A 17,467-nucleotide genomic window follows, 5' to 3' on the forward strand; every position below is an offset into this window, starting at 1 on the left:
AGCGCAGCGCCTCGGCACCAGCTCAGCCAGGGCTCTCCGTCACGAGCTCCGGGACGACAGGAGTCGCCCCCGGCTCCTCCTCGCTTCCGCTCCCGGCGCCGCCGCCATCGCCGCGCCCGTTCCCCTCGCCTCCCTTCGGCGCCTCCTTCCTCCGGCCCGAGTTGGGCCTGCCCACCGCGAACAGCGACGGGAACCGCTCCTGGGTGCGCGAGCTCTTCCGCCACAGCCACAGCGCTGCCGCCCGCACCTCCTCGTAGCGCAGGCAGAGCAGCGTCCAGACCCGCACGTACCGGTCGAAGGCGTCCCGGGCCCTCGGCGTCATCGCCGTCGAGAGCTTCTGGATCATCGCCCCGGCCAGCTCCCGCGCGTGCGCCGCGTCGTCGGCCCGGTAGTGCTTCGGGTCCGCCTTCACGACGTCGGCGCGCAGCTCGTAGATCCGCGCGTAGCCGAGCAGATCGTTCGCGAGGTCGCGGTGCCCGGTGCCCGGCCGCAGCCGGTCGAGCTCCGGCTTGATCGCAGGGTCGTCCGCGAGCTGGTACTCGCACAGCGCCTGCATGCGCGTCTCGACCTCCAGCGCCTCGGTGACCAGGGCGACCGGCAGCCGCGCCTCCGTCTCGAGCGCGCCGGCGGCCCGGGCCTCCGCGAGCGCGTGCAGCGCGGCGAAACACGCGAGTTCCAGCTCGTCGACGTGCGTGACGTCGAACTCCTCCCGGGGCAGCCGCGCGAAGCGCGCGCGCACGTCGGGCGAGGACACGAACCCGACGACGCCGAGGGCCGCATACGTGGCCGCCTCGACATCCACCCTCACGGTGATGAGCTCGGCCTCGGCGAGGCGGTCGAGCTCCGGGGCGAGCGCCTCGAGCGCCTTCTTGCCAGCCGCGGGATCGTAGATGGGCGGAGCGTACGACGGCTCTCCAGCGGCGGCGGCGGTCACGGAGCGCTTCTTCGACTTCGTCACAGCAGGCATATCTCTCCTCCTGAAATCTCCTCGAACAGGGAGGCTGTTGGTTGCGTTCGACCCGAGCCGCCGCCGCGCCGCGCACGCAGCGCGAGCGAACGATGGACCTGGGCCACCGGGACCGAGCGCGCCGCGCGAAGGGGATCCGTCGCCCGGCGTCCTTCCGTCCCGTCGAAGAGATCAATCGGGAGCGCGACCCCGATCGGGTCACGAAAATCGACCAGGGTCTGTCGATTTCTTTGCGGCTCCGTCGGGCACGAGCCCTGCTTGCGCGGAGGTCCGTTACTACGAGAAAAAGAGGCCGGCAGGGCTCTCGACAGCCTCCGCCCAGAGGTTCAGCTCTCCCGGGAGCCTCTCGACAGCCTCCGCCCAGAGGTTCAGCTCTCCCGGGAGCCTCTCGACAGCCTCCGTCCAGAGCTTCAGCTCTCCCGGGAGCCTCTCGACAGCCCCCGCCCAGAGCTTCAACTCTATCGGCGGCTCCCGACAGCCTCCGCGCAGAGCTTCAGCTCTCCGGCAGCGGGCGTTCCGGCAGAGGCGGAGGTCGGCGGACGAAGAAGAGGTGCCAGGTGTTCCAGGACTTCGGGTCCATCATGCCCGGGGGAGCGTGATCCAGCGCGTCCAGCAGGGCCTGGTCGCCCATCGCGCGCCACACGGCCCTCACGTCCTCCGCCGTTCCGAGCGTCATCACCTGGCAGAGAAAGTGATGCGGGCGGGCGAGGGTGACCGCGGGCGGCTGCCACCAGACGTACCTGGCTGCAAGCTCGCGGAGCTCGGCGTCGGCGTTCACGAGCAAATCCTACAGCTTACCGGCCCATGTGGCTACCGCGTGGCGGCCCTCCAGCCGGCGGGAGGAGACCTAAGGCGCCATGCGACCGAGCCTTGGCCTCCTCCTTCCGCGGATCGCCGCGCCTGGGACGCAGAGCACAGGCCCCCGCTCGGCGGGCTCGCCCGTCACATCGGGTGCTCCTCGAAGAAATCGAGCAGCCGTTCGCTCGCGTGGAACGTCTCGCTCTTCTCCCCGAACACCGGCGGCAGATCCCCTCCGCCGGGCCACGTGTGCCCGCCCCCCTCGACCGCGCAGTGCTCGACCTCGACCTCGTCAGCGCAGATCGACCAGGCCCTGCAGGTGGTATCGCCATGCGCATAGGTACGGTGTGAAACATCGGAGCAGCCGTCGCGATGGCGCCAGATGGCGAGGCTCTGGGCCACGGAGATGAACTCAAGGATCCCCGGCACCGGAACCGGGACCTGCCCCGGGCCTCCGCCGTAAGGAATGACGGAGTCCTTGGTCCCATGCACATGCAGGACGGAGATGGGGCGTACCGGCTCGCAGGTCTCCGGCGGCACGTGCAGGACGCCGGCGATCGGAGCGATCGCCGCGATCCTGTCCGCGAGCTCGCAGCCGAGGCGGTGCGCCATGAGCGCGCCGTTGGACATGCCGGTCACGAAGATGCGGCTCGGGTCGACGCTGTGCTCTGCGGAGATCGCGTCGATCAGATCTCGTGTGAAGGCCACGTCGTCGACGCCTTCGTTCCACGCCTGGCCGCAGCACAAGCCTGCGTTCCAGGTCCCGCCGATACCCGCGGGATAGGCGACAAGGAGCCTTCGTTCGTCCGCGAGCGCGCTGAGGCCGGAGAGCGCCGCTTCGCGCTCGGGCGTGCCATTGAAGTGATGAAAGTCGAGCACCAGCGGGGCGCGCTTCTTCTTGTTCTGAAGAGAGCTCGGAACGTGCAGGAGGGCCGCGCGGTCGCGGCCCCCGCTCGCCACGTGGATCCAGATGTCTCCAGCCGGGCTCGGCCCCCGGGCGCTGCCCTGCTCGCCTGCCACGGCGCGCTCCGCGGCCGTCCCCAGGGGCTCCGGCGATCCGCAGCCAGCGAGGACGGCGGCGGCGACCATCAAGGAAGACCCTTTCGTGCGCTCGATGGGATCCATTCACCTACCTCCGGAATGAGAGCGGTACGAGAGGCGCCGCTCGAACGCGCTCCCCCATCGGGGCTGCGGGCGAGGAATACGCCGCAGCACGTCGCAACGGCGTTACGCTACCAGGGCAATGGTAATTGTCCAGCCATGCCCTTTATTTCTACAATCGAGTATTCCGAGAACGAATGACCGCATCCGTCTTCTCCAGAAACGCTCGGCTCCAGCGCCGGCATGGACGAAGTCGCGCCACAACCGTTCTGGGCGAGTTGGCTCATGGTCTTTCGGTGCCGGCGCCGGCACTCTCATCCTCCGCCCGGCGCGCCTGCCGAGCGCCCGCCTGCCAGGGGTGCAGCGCACGTGATCCCCTCAGCGCTGCGTCTCGCTGACCGGAAGCTCGTAGGCGGCCGCCCTACCGCGTAGAAGGGCTCACTCGATCTGCCGCGCGAGCTCGATCATACGCCCGCGGAAGCGGCAGCCCCTTGCCGCCCCAGGCAGCCGCCGCCCTACAGCGTGAGCACGAGCTTGCCCACGGTGCTGCCCGACTCGATCGCCCGGTGCGCCTCGCCGGCTCTCTCCAGCGGGAACGTCTTCACCGGCGGCGCCGAGAGGCGCCCCTCCTCCACCCAGCCGATGAGCCGGTCCATGGCCTCGCGCAGGATCTCCGTCCTGTGGAAGAGATACGAGAGGTTGAAGGCCAGCACGCTCTTGTTGTCATTGCAGAGATCGAGCGGGTTGAAGCGCGGCATCCGGAGGAAGTCGACAGCGAGCTTCGGGTAGCTCGGGCGGCCGCCCTGCCGCGGAAGCATCGTGTGGAAGCCGTACACGACGAGCTTGCCGGCCGAGGCCACGTGCCTGTAGCTCTGCCGCAGCGTCTCGACCCCGTTCGCGTCGAGGATCACGTCGTATCCCTCGGGCGCGAGCCGCTCCGCTGCCGCCCACAGCGGCTCGCTGCTCTTGTCGATCACCGCGTCCGCGCCGAGGCGCCTCGCCGCCTCGACCTTGTGCGCCGCGCCCACCACGCCGACCACCCGGCAGCCGGCGATCTTGCCGAGCTGCACCAGGGCGCTGCCCACGCCGCCGGCGGCGGAGTGCACAAGAAGAGCCATGTCTGGACGCAGCCGCACGAGCTCGAAGAGCGCGTAGTACGCCGTCATGAACACCGCCGGGAAGCCGGCCGCCTCCTCCGGTGTGAGCCGCGCCGGCAGCGGGAAGACCTGGTGTCGCGGGACCGCGACGCGCGAGGCGTAGCCGCCGAAGCGCGTCACGCCGAAGACAGGCACCCCCGGCGCGAGATCGCCGACGCCCTCGCCGAGCGAGGCGACGGTGCCGGCAAACTCGAAGCCGGGCGTGATCGGCCAGCCGACGTACTTCTTCGCCGACTCGTAAAGGCCCATGCGGACGACGCAGTCGGCGTAGTTGACGCCCGCCGCCCGCACGTCGACGAGCACCTCGCCGCGCCCAGGGCTCGGATCGGGGTGCTCCTCGACACGAAGCTTGTCGTGGCCGCCGGGCTCGTGGACGACGATCTTGCGCATGGACACCTGCTCTGCTGACGTTGCCTCACCACCGCTCGGACGCCGCGGAGCTCAGTTGATCTGCACCGAGCCACCCTGGATCCGGTTCACGCCGGAGGACCGGGTAAGCAGGTAAGCGCCCCGGATCAAGATCTTCCCGGCGCGCGTCAGCGTGATGCTGGCCTTCCCGCACTGGAGCACGATCTCCTTCTCCGCGGTGAACACCAGCCGCTCGCCGTCCGCTGTCGCGGTCGACTCGGCGCGCTCGACGGCGCTCGCGCTCTCCCCCGCCACGTGCATCCGCCCCATCACCACCGGCCTGTCACGCCGCCCCCCCTCGAACAGCAGCGCCACCTCCCGCCCCTCGTCCTCCGGCCCGAGCGCCGTCATCGCCCGCGCCGGAATACCCCCACGCGCCCCCTCTCCGAGGACCGCAGCCTCCACGAGCGGCTCGCCGTTCTCCCCGAACCCGACGATCCGCCCCACCACGACCCCGTCGATCGGCCCAGCCTTCTCGGCCTCCGCCCGGACACGCTCCTCGTGCGCCGCGACCACCAGCTCGAGGAGCCCCTCCACGCCCTCGATCGCCTCCGCGTCCCCCTCACGCTCGTCCGCGCCCTCCCTGCAAGCGGCCGCCGCCTCCCCTTCCCGCTCCTCGATCAGGATGTCCTCGCCGCTCGTCCCCGCCGCCGGTGCCCGTCCATCGTCCCTCATTGCCGTGCTCCTCTGCTCCCGCTCATCCCCGACGCGCCCGCGATCCCCCCATCGGCCTCAGTTCACCCCCACGTTGGTCCCCTTGTTCTCCACGTTACCAGAGCGCTCTCCGGCATTCCTCGTTGAAACGAGGTAGCCCCCGGGGGATCGAGGCGACGAGTCGAGCTTTCGCGCAGGCCTTCCCCACGACCGGCCCACGTGGCGCCGCCCCCGCGCTCCGCCCCCAGGTGTGCTAGACCGCCGCCCCGATGCGCATCGCGCTCGTCTATCCGCCGACCTGCGACCCCACGGCCCCCTACCTCGCGGTGCCGATGCTGACCGGCTTCCTCCGCGCGAACGGCGTGGAGGTCCTGCCCGTCGACGCGAACGTCGAGGCCTTCGACGCGCTCCTCACGCCCGAGCGCATGGGCGACCTCCGCGACCGCCTCGAGGCGCGCCTCGGGGAGCTCGACCGCCGCCCCGCGCTCCCGCACACAGACCAGCTCGAGTACCTCGCCCTCGCCCGCGCGCGCGGCGACGCGCACGCCGTCCCGGAGGCGGTGGACCTCGCCAAGGCCACGCTCCGCTCCCCTGACGCCTTCTACGATCCGGACGCCTACGCCCGCGCGGTCGCGACGCTCGACGCGGCGCTCGGCGTCGTGTCCGCCACGCACCACCCGCTCAAGCTCGACTTCACGGCGTACCGCACGCCGTTCGGCCTCACGTCGATGGACGAGATCGCCCGGTCGAGCCGGCCGGAGCACGACCCCTTCGACGCCTGGGTGCAGCAGGCGCTCGTGCCCCGGCTCCGCGACGCGCGCGCCGACATCGTGGGCCTCTCCGTGTGTTTCCCGGGCCAGCTCCAGCCCGCGTACGCGTTCGCGCGCAAGATCAAGGAGGCATTGCCCGGCGCGCACGTCACGTGCGGCGGCCCCGGCGTCACGCAGCTGCTCCTCCGGCTGTCGGGCGAGCGGCTCGCGCGCGCGCTCGGCCCGTTCGACTCGGCGTGCCTGTTCGAGGGCGAACACACCCTGCTCGCGCTCGCGCGCGCGCTCGACGAGGGCCGGCCGCTCCGGGACGTGCCGAACGTCGTCGCGCGCGATCGCCTGATGGGCGCGCGCTGGACGCCCGGTCACGGCATGGAGGACCTGAAGGCGCTCCCCGCGCCCGACTTCGATGGGCTCCCCCTCGACGCGTACCTCGCGCCGGCGCTCGTGCTCCCGTACGACCCGACGCGGGGTTGCTACTGGGGCAAATGCACCTTCTGCCATTACGGGCTCGCGGAGGTCGGCACGGCGGCGTACCGCGAGCGCGCCGTCGAGACCATCGTGGCGCACCTCGCGGCCCTCGGCGCGCGGCACGGCACGCGCCACTTCTACCTGTCGCAGGACTCGGTCGCGCCGAAGACGCTCGTGAAGATGGCGCAGGCGATCCTCGACGCCGGCCTCGACGTGCGATGGGCCACCGACCTCAAGCCGGAGAAGTACCTGACCAGGGAGCGCGCGGACGTGCTGCGCCGCGCGGGCGCCGTCGCGTGCGCGCTCGGCGTCGAGTCCGCGTCGCCGCGCGTCCTCGGCCTCATCGACAAGGGCGCGCCCGTCGAGGTCGTCTCCGACGTCATCGACCACCTCGCGTCCGCGGGCGTGGCCGCCGAGGCGATGTGCTTCACGGACTTCCCCACCGAGACGCACGCCGAGGCCGTCGAGACGCTCGACTTCCTGCGCGCGCGGCGGGAGGCGCTCGCGGTCTACATCGTCGGCGAGTTCGGGCTGACGCACGGCTCGCTCGTCGCGCAGACCCCGGAGCGCTTCGGGATCGACGAGGTGTTCGCGCTCGAGGGCGACGAGCTCGGGCTCGGCCTGTTCTTCGTCCCGCGGGAGCCGTGGAAGACCGACGCCGAGCGCGCCGACGTCGACACGCGGCTCTCCGACCTGTCGCGCGGCTGGACGTTGCGCAGCTACCCGTGGGCCGGCGCCGTGTCGACCGCGCACACGATCCTCCAGTACGACCGCTTCGGCCCCGGCGTCTTCCGCGATCGCGCGGCGTGCCGCCCCGACGACAGCATCCCCGGAGCCAGCACCATCGAGCGCGGGCTGCGCTTCGATCCGCGCGCCGCCGAGCACGCGGAGGCGCGCGAGGCGGAGATCTGGGCGACGCTCGTCCACGAGGAGCGGCGCGTGGGGCGCGACGCCTACGAGCGGCTCGCCCGGTCGTTGCCGCCGCTCCGGCCGAGGCCGGTCCGCGTCAGGTTCGTCGCGGGCGCCGCGCCGGCCGTGACGTCGGGGCGACGGCCGTCGCACGCGACCAGCGCGGCACGCTGAGCCTCGGCCCGAACAGGAACGGCGATCGGCGCATCACGCGACGGCTCGCCGTTGCGCATCGAGGCGTGGATCTGCCGACGATGCATGGGTGGCTTGCTTGCCTGGCCGCGCGCCGCGACGGCGATGTCGTCCGACGTGAGGTGAAAGCGGCCAATCGTCGCACACGCGTTGAATCGATGAATCCACGATGAATCAAATGGGCTTCCCACAAGCCTTCACGATCGGTTAAATTCCGCCGTTGGAGGTCCGTCGCCCCCGAGCCCCCGAGTCAGCGAGGCGCAGGAGGAGGCTCCGGGAGTCGATAGGACATGCGCCTTCGGCGCGCTTTCTTGGGGAAGCCGCGTGCGGGTCGTCACGCGGTGGAGTTCAAAGGCATCAACGCATGAAAAGTTTCAACGCATTCGCAATCCTTGGTTCGGTGTTCGCGCTGGCGGGGTGCGTCGTCGACGTGGACTCCTCGTCGGAGCCGGGGGACGACGCGGAGGTCGACGAGCAGACCGCCGTCGCCGAGCAGGCGGTGACGAACGGCGCGGTGAACGCCGCCTGCGCCCAGTCCCTGACGCTCCGCAACCAGCCCGGCGGAGCGACGATCGGCACGATGTACAGCGGTCCGCTCAACGGCGTCTCGAAGTTCTACGTGCACTCGACGAGCGGGAGCTGGTCCTACGGCTACTCGTACTCGCTCGGCCAGTGGGGCTGGGCGATGACGTACTACCTGACGGCGAGCTACACGGAGACGGGGACACCGGGGCAGCTCGGCTATTATTACGCGTGTTATCGATCGGACGGCACGGCCATGGGCGGCGGCGTCGGCTGACCGGCGCGGCGGGTCGCGGGCGGCGCTCCTGGGGCCGCCTACCCCGCGTTATACGGCCGCTCCGCTCCCGCCGGCGGCCGTCGGCGCTCGGGAGGGCAGGGTGACGTGGCGGAGGAGCCCATGACCTGAGGCGATGGTCAGAATCATGCCGGCTCTCTCCAGTTCTCCAGAACCAGCGGGTAGCCGGCTGATTGAACACGGCTGTAATCCGACGTGTTGCCTGTCACGAGGGGCAATCCATGATGAATCGCCGTCGCGGCGATCATCGTATCCGGTACGCCGATCGGCGTTCCGGCCATCCGCAGGTCGGCCAGGATGCGACCAGCGAGTTCGGCCGCTGTCGCATCGAACAGCAAGACCTCGCTCCGGTGTGCCATTTCCAGGAACCGCCGCGTCTTCTGGTCGGCTCGCTGCTGCGAGTAGCCAGCGACGACCTCCATGACCGAGACGACGGAGAACGTGAAGCGGCCGTAGGCAGCGATGTACGAGCGCGCGCGCTCCACGACAGCCGGGCTCCTGGCCTTGGTGATCTCGGACAGGATGTCCGTGTCAAGGAGAGCCCTGCTCATCCTCTTCCTCCACATCGCGCAGCCTGGAAGAGCGACGATTTTCCCGGACAACCTCCATCATGGCATCGACGGCCCCGGGGTCATCGGCGAAGAGCCCGATCAAGGAGGGTGCTGCCTCGGCTTCACGCGGCAAGCCCTCGCTCGCGGATCCATCCGCGAGCTCATGGACCACACGCTCGATGAGCCGGAGCCGCTCCTGGACCGACAGGCCCTGGATGGCCTGGAAAATCTGCTCGACGCTGGTCACGGGGCCGACCTCCTGTTCGCACGAACCACAGCCAAGCGTACCCCGATCCGAGGGCGCACGGGGTAACCCTCTCCGTGCGCAGGCGGGCCCCCGCCTGGGCCGGCTCGCGGACGCCCATCAGCGCGCCCGCGGCCGCTCCCCGGCGGAGGAACCTCCCCTGGCCTCCTACACCGCCGCCGCCCCGCTCCCGCTGGCCGCCTGCGCGCGCGCCCGCTTGCGGACCATGATCTCCGGCGACTCCGCGACCGCCATCCCCACGAGGCGCATGCCCTCCAGGAAGTGCTTCACCCCGCTCCGGACGAGCTCGTGGCTCGCCTCGCCGACCTCCGGGTAGCCCTGCCCCGCCGCGTCGGGCTGCACCTTGCCCCAGTTCGCGAAGAGGCGCCCCCACGGGCTCTCCAGCACGGGGGCCATCTTCTCCTTCGCGTAGCGCGGGTACCAGAACATGTCGTGATACGTGACCGATGCCACGTAGGCCCAGGGGGCGAGCCACGTCTTGAGCGACCACTCGATCGGCTTCTTCAGGGGACCCCAGTAGATGCGGTGCTGGTTGCGCGAGGCGAACGTCATCTCCTTGAACGGTCCATCGAAGTTCCACTGCTCGTTCGCCGCGTCCACGTCGCCCACGAGCTCGATGTCGCGCACGTCGCCCGTCCCGAGGCCGAGGTCGTGCGCCAGCCGCACGAACTTGAGATCGCGCAGCGGGTCGAACCCCATCAGCTTCGCCGCCACGGCGTCGATCGCCACCTGGTCCGAGGACGCGAGCAGCACGTTCTTCACGTGCGGCACCATGCAGCGCGGCCCCGGGCCGTCGCCCGCGAACGTCCCGTCCATCACCGCGAAGACCCCGCGGTGGATCTTCTTCTGGATCATCAGGAGATCCACGAGCGTCTCGTGGATCACCGGGTGCGTCCAGTGCCTGTGCTCGTTCAGGAGGCCGCCGAACGCGTTCTTCATCGCGCCCGTCGTCGTCGTGAAGATGTGGGTCTTCACCGTCGGCAGGTGGATGATGTTCTCCCCGATGAAGCGCTTCGGGATCGAGAACCCCTTCGGGTACACCTCGTTCAGACAGAGGAACTTCTTCCGCAGATCGCCGACCGCGTCCCCGATCGGGATCCACTCCTCCCCTTCGTAGAGGTGGACGTTGCGCAGGCCGTGCGCCTGCACGACGTCGATCTGCTTGTTCTCGCGCTCGCCGAGGTGGGCGTCGATGACGACCGTGCGGTTGTGGCAGGCGTGGATCAGGTCCTTCGAGTACCCGTCCTGCGTCATCGCCCGGATGACCCCCTCGAGCTGCCAGGGCGTCGTGGATGAGCTCGGGTAGAAGAAGTGCCAGGAGATGTTCACCTTGAGCGCCGTGTCGGCGTCCTTGGCGACCACATCCTGGTAACCGGCCAGGTTCATCAGCCGGTGGTAGTCCGAGAGCACCGTCGCAGGCGACGTGCGGATCACAGCGACCTTCGATTTCGGCATGGCCGGGTCCTTATAGCCCGTCCAGAGTCGCCCGTTCCGGGAAGTTACAGGGCGTCCGCGTGGAGCCTCCGTGCAGACGCGGCCGGCATGGATCAGCGCGACGCCCGCGCCCCGCCGCGCAGGTCCAGCCTGTCACGATCGAGGCATCTTGCCCCAGGCGCGACGTGCCGCGCGCGCGCCCGGACGGAAGCGGCTGGGCCGATCTCGACGCTGCCCGCCTCGCGCAGCCGAGAGCGCGCCGGCCGACAGCCTCTGCCGCCGGGCGGCACGGGGGCTGCAACTGGCCTCGTCAGGGAACAGCAAGGAACCGCGGCGAACAGCCGCCGTCAGGAACCACGTTGAGGTCGTCCCCACGAAGACAACGGATCGACCCCTGAAACCCCCTTTGGAGGACATCATGCTCGGCTGGACTGTCACCTTCTTCATCATCGCGATCATCGCCGCAATCTTCGGCTTCGGCGGGATCGCCGCCAGCGCCGCGTCGATCGCGAAGATCCTGTTCGTCGCGTTCCTGGTGCTCGCCGTGATTTCGCTCGCGCTCGGGCGCCGCATGCCGGCATGATCCGGAGACAGGGTGGAGGCCATGAAGAACGCGTCGCAACCGCGGAACGGTGAGAGGAACGGCGCGCCGGACAGCGCGCAGAACGGTGAACCCTGGAAGCCCGGCGCGCCGCAGCCGGCGGCGAGCCCCCCCGGCGAAACGCCGGCGCCGCCAGCGACCCCCGGCTCGCCTGGTCGCACGTCGCCGGACCGGGAGATCCAGCTCCCGGGGACGCCACAGCCCGGAGGAGATCCGGGGACGAGGCACCAGCCCGAGGTGCCTGCGCCCGCGCACACGCAGGAGATCCCGGCGCCGCCGCCTCACGAGGTCCCCGGCCACGATTTCCCGCGCGCCCGGAGCGGTCCCTAGAACATCGATCACGTTGATCAAGCGAGAAATGAACCGCCAAGACGCCATAAGACGCCAAAAAAAACACAGAAATCTTGGCGTCTTATGGCGTCTTGGCGGTTCGAAATTCTGCGCTTTTCAGGCAGTTTCAACCCGTTTGTCGCTCTAGGCGATATGCCAGAGACTCCCGCCCTCCCTCCAGCGCCCGGCACCGGCGTCCCGCGCCGGCAAGGCCGCTTTCGCCGGGCGCTGGCTCGCGCGGCCGCGGTGTCGGCCAGCGTCATCGGCCTGGGCGGCGTCTTCGTCGCTGCGGCGGCGGCCGGCGCCGTCATCCACCTGAACGCCGGGTCGACCCGCAACCTGACAAGGCAGCTCGTCAACGACACCCTGCGGTCCACGCTCGAGGGGCGGATCGAGATCGAGCACGTCGACCGCCTCGGCCTCTTCACCGCCGACATCTCCAGGGTGACGGTGAGCCACCCGAACGGAACCGAGCTCCTGCGCGTCAGCGGCGTCCACGCGGACTTCAACGCGCTGTCGATCGCGGCGGAGCTCCTCCTCGGCGACGGCGATCTCGCCGTCACGATCCCGCTCGTCCGGGTCGCGGACGCGGACGTGCTGCTCGATCAGGACGAGCAAGGAGCGCTCACCCTGGCCGAGGCGTTCACGCCGACGCCGTCGGAGCCGGAGGAGCCGCCCGCCGAGCCTGCGCGGCCGCTCCGCCTCGAGCTGTCGCGCGTCGTGCTCGATCGCGCGGCGGTCCACGGCGCCGTCGCGCCAGGGAGCCCCATCGACGCCACGATCGAGGACCTCGCCGGCGGCGTCGTCGTCGCGGACCGGAGCCGGTACGCGCTCGAGCGCGTGCGCATCACGGAGCGGCGCCTGCTGCCGGTCCCGGTCGAGGCGACCAGCATCTCCGGGAGCGTCAGCGTGCCCGCGGACGCGCCGATGGAGCTCACCGCGAAGCTCGAAGGGAGCGTCGGCGCGATCCCGCTCACGGCCGAGGGGACCTTGAAGGACGAGCGCCTCACGGCGCGGGTCTCGTCCGCGCGCGTGACGCCCGAGGCGGCCCTCGCGATCGATCCGAGCGCGCCGCTCGCCCGGCCGCTCTCGGTGCTGGTGACGGCCGACGGAGCGCTCTCGGACCTGGCCGTCACGGCGCGCGTCGCGGTCCTCGATCCGCTCGTCGCGAGCGACGCCGTGACCGGCGAGGTCACCGCCAGCGCCCGGCTCGACGCGCTCGATCCGAAGCGCATCACCGCCGAGGTGCGGATCTCGGAGCTCGACCCGCGCGCCTTCGTCGGGGCAGCGCCCGCCGCGCGGGTGAGTGCGGAGGCCCGAGGGGAGATCCACCTCGACGAGGAGGGCGGGCCGCGCATCGTCGCCGAGGCCAGGACGGAGCCGTTCGTCGTCGCGGGGCAGCGCGTGCCGGCGACGGAGGCGCGCGCGACGCTCGAGCGCGGCGCGCTGCGGGCCGCGGCGACGATCCACGAGCCCGGCGCGCCCATCGAGGCCAGCGTCGCCCGCTCGAAGGACGGGGCGCTCGAGTTCGAGGCGCAGAGCGAGATCCCGTCGCTCGGCGCGGTGCAGCGCGTCCCGCGCGGCATCCACGGCAGCGCCGCGCTCCACGTCGAGGGAGCGCTCAGGGACGAGGCGCTCGACGCCAAGGCGACCGTGCGCGTCGCCGGGCTCCGCGTCGGGTCCGATCTGAAGCTCGGGCGCGGTGAGATCCAGGCCAAGGCCAGGGGGCCGCTCGACAGGCTCACGATCGACGGCGTGTTCCGCGGAGCCGACCTCCGCGCCCAGCAGTACGCGTTCCGCAGCGTGGCGGCGAGCGCCGCGGGGCCCGTCACGGCGCCGCGCGTCCGCGTGTCGCTGGCCAGCGCGGAGCGCCGGATCACGGCCTCCGCCCGCCTCGATCTGCCGCGGAGCGAGGCGCGGCAGCTCCGCGTCGAGGTGGCGCGCGGGGAGGACGAGGTGACCGCGCAGGCCGCCCGCGTCGCGTGGGACCGCGGGATCGCCCTCCGCGGGCTCGCGCTGCGCGGCGACGGCGTCGGGGAGATCGAGGGGAGCCTCTCGCTCGCCGGGGACGAGATCGAGGGCGACCTCCGCGGCACCGCGATCGACCTCGCGCGCATCGCCGACATCACCGGCGCGCCGCTCGGGATAGGAGGCCTCGCCAACCTCGACGTGTCGGTGCACGGCCGGGGGGCGCGCCGCGCGGGGCGCGTCCAGATCGAGCTCGAGGACGGCTCGGTGCCGGGCGTGGCGCCGCGGCTCTCGATGAACGTGACGGCGCGCCTCGAGGGGGAGGCGCTGAAGGCGGACGGCCTGGTCCGGCTGCTCGCGCCGCCCGAGCCGCCGCCCGCGCAGGCGCAGGAGGCCCAGCGCCGGGGCGCGACGCCCGAGCAGACGCTGACCACGGCCTTCGACACGGCGTCGCAGCAGGAGGCGCCACCCCCGCCGGTGTGCCACGGCGCCATCGCGCGCGTGCTGGTCGACGGGAGCGCGGCGAGGCTGCGCGGGCCGCTCCTCTCGGCGCGCACCTGGCAGACCGTCACCGGCTCGGCCCGCATGGACGCCGACGCGTGGCAGCTCGGGTGCCTGGCGCAGGTGTCGCCGGTCCAGCTCGCGCTGAGCGAGCTCTCGGGCCGGCTGACCGCGCGCCTCGCGGTGGCGCGCGAGGCGGGAGAGCGGCTCCCGTCGGTGCGGAGCCTCCTTGTCCGCACGGAGGGCCTGCGCGCGGCCGGGCCGATCGACGCGCAGACGGGCGCGCCGGCGTGGGTGTCGAGGAAGCTCGACGCGCGGATCGCGGGGGATCTCGACGCGAAGACCGGCGACGCCCACGTCACGCTGTCGGTGTTCGATCGCCAGCTCGTGGCGGAGCTCTCGGCCGCGCTCGACGCCGATCTGCCGGCGCTCCTCGCCGATCCGGCCGCCGCGCTCCCGCGGACGTCGGTCGCCGCGCACCTCCGCGTGCCGCGCCGCCGGCTGAACGATCTCACCGAGCTGGCCGCCTTCGGGAAGCGGACGCCGGTGCTCTCCGGCTCCGCGGGGCTCGACGTGTACTTCGCGGGGAAGCTCGCCGAGCCCCGGCTCGTGGCCCGCGCGACGGCGGCGAACGTGAGCGGCACGGCCGGTCCCTCGCTCTTCGGCAAGGTCCGGCTCGACACGCTGCTCGTCTATGACGGGCGCGACGCCGCGCTCGACGCGTACGCGTTCCGCGGACCGATCACGTACATGACGGCGAAGGCGAAGCTGGGCGCGGACGCCGCCGCCCTCCTCGGCGGGGCCCGTTCCGCTCGGCGCTTCAGCAACGGCAGCCTCGAGGCGAAGATCGCGGATCTGCCGCTCGCGGAGGTCCCCGTCCTCGCGGACATGCAGATCGGCGGCGAGGCGCGCGGCGAGATCTCCGTGCGCGGGCTGTTCGAGGCCGCGCCCGAGGTCAGGGCGCACCTTCAGTTCCCGGGCCTCACGCTCGGCCCCGACGCGCGGTTCGAGACCGCCGAGGCGTCGCTCGACATCGCGCCGCCGGGCGGCGCGGGGCGCACAGCGGCCGTGGCGAGCGTGCGGCTCGAGGGGCGGGAAGGCGGCCGGATCGAGGCCAAGGCCCAGGCGCCCATGGTGTGGGACGCGAACGTGATCCCGACGCTCACCGACGATCGGAACGCCTCGGTGTCGCTCGCGGTCGATCGCTTCCGCCTGAGGGCGCTGGAGCCGTTCGTGCAGGGCTCGGTGAACCGGCTCGACGGCACGCTCGACGGCGAGGTGCGGCTCGGGCTCGGCGCGCAGGCGGGCTTCTCCGGCGAGATGCGCCTCGAGGGCGGCGTCGTCCAGGTGGCCACGATCGGCCAGCCGTTCGAGAACGCCTCGTTCCGCGTCGCCGCGAGCCCCTCCGGCGAGCTCCGCGTCGACGACCTCCGCGCCGACGCAGGCAACGGCCAGGTGCGCGGGAACGCGACCCTCCAGATGGAAGGGCTCGCGTTCCGGAACGCCCGCGCCGAGCTGTCGATCCCGAGAGGCCGGGCCCTCCCGATCGCGCTGGAGGGCGTCCCGATGGGCGAGGTGCGCGGCCGGGTGGCGCTCGCGGCGGAGAAGCGGGCCGAGGAGATCGCCGTCCGCGTCGACGTGCCCTCGCTCGATCTGACGCTGCCGCCCACGATCGGGCGGAGCGTGCAGCCGCTCGGCGAGAACCCGACCATCACGACGTCGGCGCCGCTCAGCCAGGAGGACTACGAGGCGCGGCGCGCGCCGGCCGAGCCGCCGGAGCAGGCGAAGGAGAGCGCGGGCGGCACGCCGATCGCCATCGAGGTCCACCTCGGCAGGATCGGCGTCGAGGGCGACATGGTGCGGGCCTCGCTGTCGGGGGATCGGGCGCACCCCCTCCGCATCAAGATCGCGGGGGAGACCGAGATCCGGGGCAACGTGAACATCGTGTCAGGCAGGCTCGAGGTGCTCGGCAAGGAGTTCGAGATCGAGCCTGGCGTGGTCGCCCTGCAGGGGGATCCGTCGAACCCGTTCCTGAACGTGAGGGCGTACCACGACACGCCGGAGGGGACGCGCATCTTCATCGACTATGTGGGGCAGCTCAACCCGATCACCGAGGACAAGATCACCTTCCGTTCGGAGCCGCCGCGCCCGGAGAACGAGGTGATCGCCGAGCTCCTGCTCGGCAGGGAGCTCGCGGAAGGGACGCTGGCGGGCGGCACGTCCGAGCAGCCCGCGTCGGGCGGCGGCAGCGCCGCCGGCGGGGTCGCGGCCAGCGTGGGGACGGGGCTCGCGTCCGCGCAGCTCAACATGATCCTCCAGAGCATCGGTCCGCTCCGGAACTTCGAGACGAGGCTGGGCACGACCGAAGAAGGCGCGCTGAAGACGACCGTGGGCTACCAGCTCGGGCAGCAGGTGACCGCGAGCGCGACCTACGAGGCGGGGCCGACGGGGCAAGGACAGGGGCCGGGGTCCGGGGGCGGCAACACCGGCGCGCAGGCGCGCACCGAGGTGAGCCTCGAGTGGCGCTTCCGCCGGGACTGGTCCCTGCGGGCGGCGATGGCCACCGGCGCGAACCCGGCGACGAGCCTCGACCTGCTCTGGAAGCACCGCTACTGAGCGCCGTCGCGCAGCGGGCGCGCCCGTTCGTCAGGGCGGCGCCTCCCCTCTGGCGCAGGCTGCGCGCCGGCTCAGCGCGCGACGCAGATGCCGCCGCAGTCCGCGCCGATCGGCGGGCTGCAGTCGTCGCCGGGATCGTCGATGCAGGTGAGCCCCTCGGGGCACGGGCGCGCCGTGATGCCGCCGCACGCCTGCGGCCGTGGCTCGGGCACCACGCAGATGCCGCCGCAGTCCGCCCCGCCGTGCTTCGGGTCGCAGTCGTCGCTCGGATCGTCGATGCACTCGAGCCCCTCGGGGCACTCGAACCCCGCGAACCCCCCGCAAAACGGCGGCTTGGGCGTCGGTTCCACGCAGATGCCGCCGCAGTCCGCCCCGCCGCGCGCCGGGTCGCAGTCGTCGCTCGGATCGTCGACGCACTCGAGCCCGTCGGGACACGGGAAACCCGCGAATCCGCCGCACATCGTCGTCGGCGGGTCCTCGACGCACACGCCGGGACAGTCCGCGCCGCCGTGCTCGGGGTCGCAGTCGTCGCTCGGATCGTCGACGCAGGCGAGCCCGTCGGGACAGCTGGTCCCGAGGAACCCGCCGCACGTCTCTGATTCGGACGGATCCACCGATTCACCGGTGTCGCCGCCGTCGTCCCTGGCGCAGCCCACGAGCCCGATCACGATCAGCAAGAGAGCCATCCCTTTGTGGCGCATCAGAACCTCCGCGTTGCGTTTGTCCGAACCCCACCATGAAGCAGCTTCGGTGCCACGGGAAGCAGACGCAATTTGGGCGGAGCGCGCAGTTTTCGGCGCGGGCACCGCGATCGCGGTGTCTTGCTGTGTCGCGGTTGTGCCAACGGCTTGACGGGAGGATCCGCGGGAGCGCGCGGAAGTCGTCTCCTCCGCGAGCCCAGGAGCGGCGCATGCGTTCCGCGCGCCGTCCCTGGGCGGGCCACGTCGATGGGGGCGCCGG

Annotated in this window: 15 protein-coding genes; 5 read left to right on the forward strand and 10 right to left on the reverse strand. The window is 71.8% G+C overall.

Features of this window, described 5'->3' with window-relative positions; genetic code table 11:
- Positions 1-22 precede the first annotated feature (22 nt).
- The 6 genes from WMF34_RS25855 to WMF34_RS25880 all read right to left on the reverse strand — a co-directional run bounded on the left by WMF34_RS25855 (position 23) and on the right by WMF34_RS25880 (position 4,947).
- On the reverse strand, positions 23-967 hold the full coding sequence (locus tag WMF34_RS25855) for a hypothetical protein (protein WP_437989446.1): 945 nt from the start codon (positions 965-967) through the stop codon (positions 23-25).
- A 276-nt stretch (positions 968-1,243) separates the two neighbouring features.
- Positions 1,244-1,423 (reverse strand): hypothetical protein, encoded by a 180-nt coding sequence (locus WMF34_RS25860; protein ID WP_044965767.1) that lies wholly within the window; start codon positions 1,421-1,423, stop codon positions 1,244-1,246.
- A 37-nt stretch (positions 1,424-1,460) separates the two neighbouring features.
- A complete protein-coding gene (locus WMF34_RS25865; RefSeq protein WP_012237652.1) occupies positions 1,461-1,745 on the reverse strand; it encodes a hypothetical protein in 285 nt (94 codons plus the stop codon).
- A 164-nt stretch (positions 1,746-1,909) separates the two neighbouring features.
- Positions 1,910-2,890 (reverse strand): extracellular catalytic domain type 1 short-chain-length polyhydroxyalkanoate depolymerase, encoded by a 981-nt coding sequence (locus WMF34_RS25870; RefSeq protein WP_012237653.1) that lies wholly within the window; start codon positions 2,888-2,890, stop codon positions 1,910-1,912.
- A gap of 491 nt (positions 2,891-3,381) precedes the next feature.
- Complete coding sequence (locus tag WMF34_RS25875; protein WP_437989447.1) at positions 3,382-4,413, reverse strand: synaptic vesicle VAT-1 family membrane protein; 1,032 nt, start codon at positions 4,411-4,413, stop codon at positions 3,382-3,384.
- Between the two features lie 51 nt (positions 4,414-4,464).
- A complete protein-coding gene (locus tag WMF34_RS25880) occupies positions 4,465-4,947 on the reverse strand; it encodes a DUF6484 domain-containing protein (RefSeq protein ID WP_044969176.1) in 483 nt (160 codons plus the stop codon).
- A gap of 407 nt (positions 4,948-5,354) precedes the next feature.
- Between WMF34_RS25880 and WMF34_RS25885 the strand changes: the two genes are divergently transcribed.
- On the forward strand, positions 5,355-7,406 hold the full coding sequence (locus tag WMF34_RS25885; RefSeq protein WP_437989448.1) for a B12-binding domain-containing radical SAM protein: 2,052 nt from the start codon (positions 5,355-5,357) through the stop codon (positions 7,404-7,406).
- Positions 7,407-7,788: 382 nt separating this feature from the next.
- Positions 7,789-8,223 (forward strand): hypothetical protein, encoded by a 435-nt coding sequence (locus tag WMF34_RS25890; RefSeq protein WP_437989449.1) that lies wholly within the window; start codon positions 7,789-7,791, stop codon positions 8,221-8,223.
- Between the two features lie 143 nt (positions 8,224-8,366).
- On the opposite strand, the gene WMF34_RS25895 is transcribed toward WMF34_RS25890, so the two are convergent.
- The 3 genes from WMF34_RS25895 to WMF34_RS25905 form a co-directional block, all read right to left on the reverse strand.
- Positions 8,367-8,792, reverse strand: coding sequence for a type II toxin-antitoxin system VapC family toxin (locus WMF34_RS25895; protein WP_437850001.1), 426 nt, complete (start codon positions 8,790-8,792; stop codon positions 8,367-8,369).
- Positions 8,773-9,039 carry a hypothetical protein gene (locus WMF34_RS25900; protein WP_044965771.1) on the reverse strand — a complete coding sequence of 89 codons (267 nt, stop codon included), beginning with the start codon at positions 9,037-9,039 and terminating at the stop codon, positions 8,773-8,775. The genes WMF34_RS25895 and WMF34_RS25900 overlap by 20 nt, the downstream gene beginning before the upstream one ends.
- Positions 9,040-9,204: 165 nt before the next feature.
- Complete coding sequence (locus WMF34_RS25905; RefSeq protein WP_437989450.1) at positions 9,205-10,512, reverse strand: DUF362 domain-containing protein; 1,308 nt, start codon at positions 10,510-10,512, stop codon at positions 9,205-9,207.
- A 397-nt stretch (positions 10,513-10,909) separates the two neighbouring features.
- Here WMF34_RS25905 and WMF34_RS25910 point away from each other — a divergent pair, with 397 nt between their 5' ends.
- The 3 genes from WMF34_RS25910 to WMF34_RS25920 all read left to right on the forward strand — a co-directional run bounded on the left by WMF34_RS25910 (position 10,910) and on the right by WMF34_RS25920 (position 16,507).
- Positions 10,910-11,074 (forward strand): DUF1328 family protein, encoded by a 165-nt coding sequence (locus tag WMF34_RS25910; RefSeq protein ID WP_012237660.1) that lies wholly within the window; start codon positions 10,910-10,912, stop codon positions 11,072-11,074.
- Between the two features lie 21 nt (positions 11,075-11,095).
- Positions 11,096-11,422, forward strand: a complete 327-nt coding sequence (locus WMF34_RS25915) for a hypothetical protein (protein ID WP_437989451.1) — start codon at positions 11,096-11,098, stop codon at positions 11,420-11,422.
- 153 nt (positions 11,423-11,575) lie between these two features.
- A complete protein-coding gene (locus tag WMF34_RS25920; protein ID WP_437989452.1) occupies positions 11,576-16,507 on the forward strand; it encodes a translocation/assembly module TamB domain-containing protein in 4,932 nt (1,643 codons plus the stop codon).
- A gap of 71 nt (positions 16,508-16,578) precedes the next feature.
- On the opposite strand, the gene WMF34_RS25925 is transcribed toward WMF34_RS25920, so the two are convergent.
- On the reverse strand, positions 16,579-17,193 hold the full coding sequence (locus tag WMF34_RS25925) for a hypothetical protein (RefSeq protein WP_437989453.1): 615 nt from the start codon (positions 17,191-17,193) through the stop codon (positions 16,579-16,581).
- Between the last annotated feature and the right edge of the window lie 274 nt (positions 17,194-17,467).

The sequence above is a fragment of the Sorangium sp. So ce145 genome, assembly GCF_051525985.1.
Classification (GTDB): domain Bacteria; phylum Myxococcota_A; class Polyangia; order Polyangiales; family Polyangiaceae; genus Sorangium; species Sorangium cellulosum_B.

What these genes read in the sequence shown, in the direction of transcription:
- WMF34_RS25915 (WP_437989451.1), top strand. Translation starts at nt 11,096, where the DNA reads ATGAAGAACGCGTCGCAACCGCGGAACGGTGAGAGGAACGGCGCGCCG.
- WMF34_RS25925 (WP_437989453.1), bottom strand. Translation starts at nt 17,193, where the DNA reads ATGGCTCTCTTGCTGATCGTGATCGGGCTCGTGGGCTGCGCCAGGGAC.
- WMF34_RS25875 (WP_437989447.1), bottom strand. Translation starts at nt 4,413, where the DNA reads ATGCGCAAGATCGTCGTCCACGAGCCCGGCGGCCACGACAAGCTTCGT.
- WMF34_RS25855 (WP_437989446.1), bottom strand. Translation starts at nt 967, where the DNA reads ATGCCTGCTGTGACGAAGTCGAAGAAGCGCTCCGTGACCGCCGCCGCC.
- WMF34_RS25905 (WP_437989450.1), bottom strand. Translation starts at nt 10,512, where the DNA reads ATGCCGAAATCGAAGGTCGCTGTGATCCGCACGTCGCCTGCGACGGTG.
- WMF34_RS25870 (WP_012237653.1), bottom strand. Translation starts at nt 2,890, where the DNA reads ATGGATCCCATCGAGCGCACGAAAGGGTCTTCCTTGATGGTCGCCGCC.
- WMF34_RS25920 (WP_437989452.1), top strand. Translation starts at nt 11,576, where the DNA reads ATGCCAGAGACTCCCGCCCTCCCTCCAGCGCCCGGCACCGGCGTCCCG.
- WMF34_RS25890 (WP_437989449.1), top strand. Translation starts at nt 7,789, where the DNA reads ATGAAAAGTTTCAACGCATTCGCAATCCTTGGTTCGGTGTTCGCGCTG.
- WMF34_RS25895 (WP_437850001.1), bottom strand. Translation starts at nt 8,792, where the DNA reads ATGAGCAGGGCTCTCCTTGACACGGACATCCTGTCCGAGATCACCAAG.
- WMF34_RS25885 (WP_437989448.1), top strand. Translation starts at nt 5,355, where the DNA reads ATGCGCATCGCGCTCGTCTATCCGCCGACCTGCGACCCCACGGCCCCC.
- WMF34_RS25910 (WP_012237660.1), top strand. Translation starts at nt 10,910, where the DNA reads ATGCTCGGCTGGACTGTCACCTTCTTCATCATCGCGATCATCGCCGCA.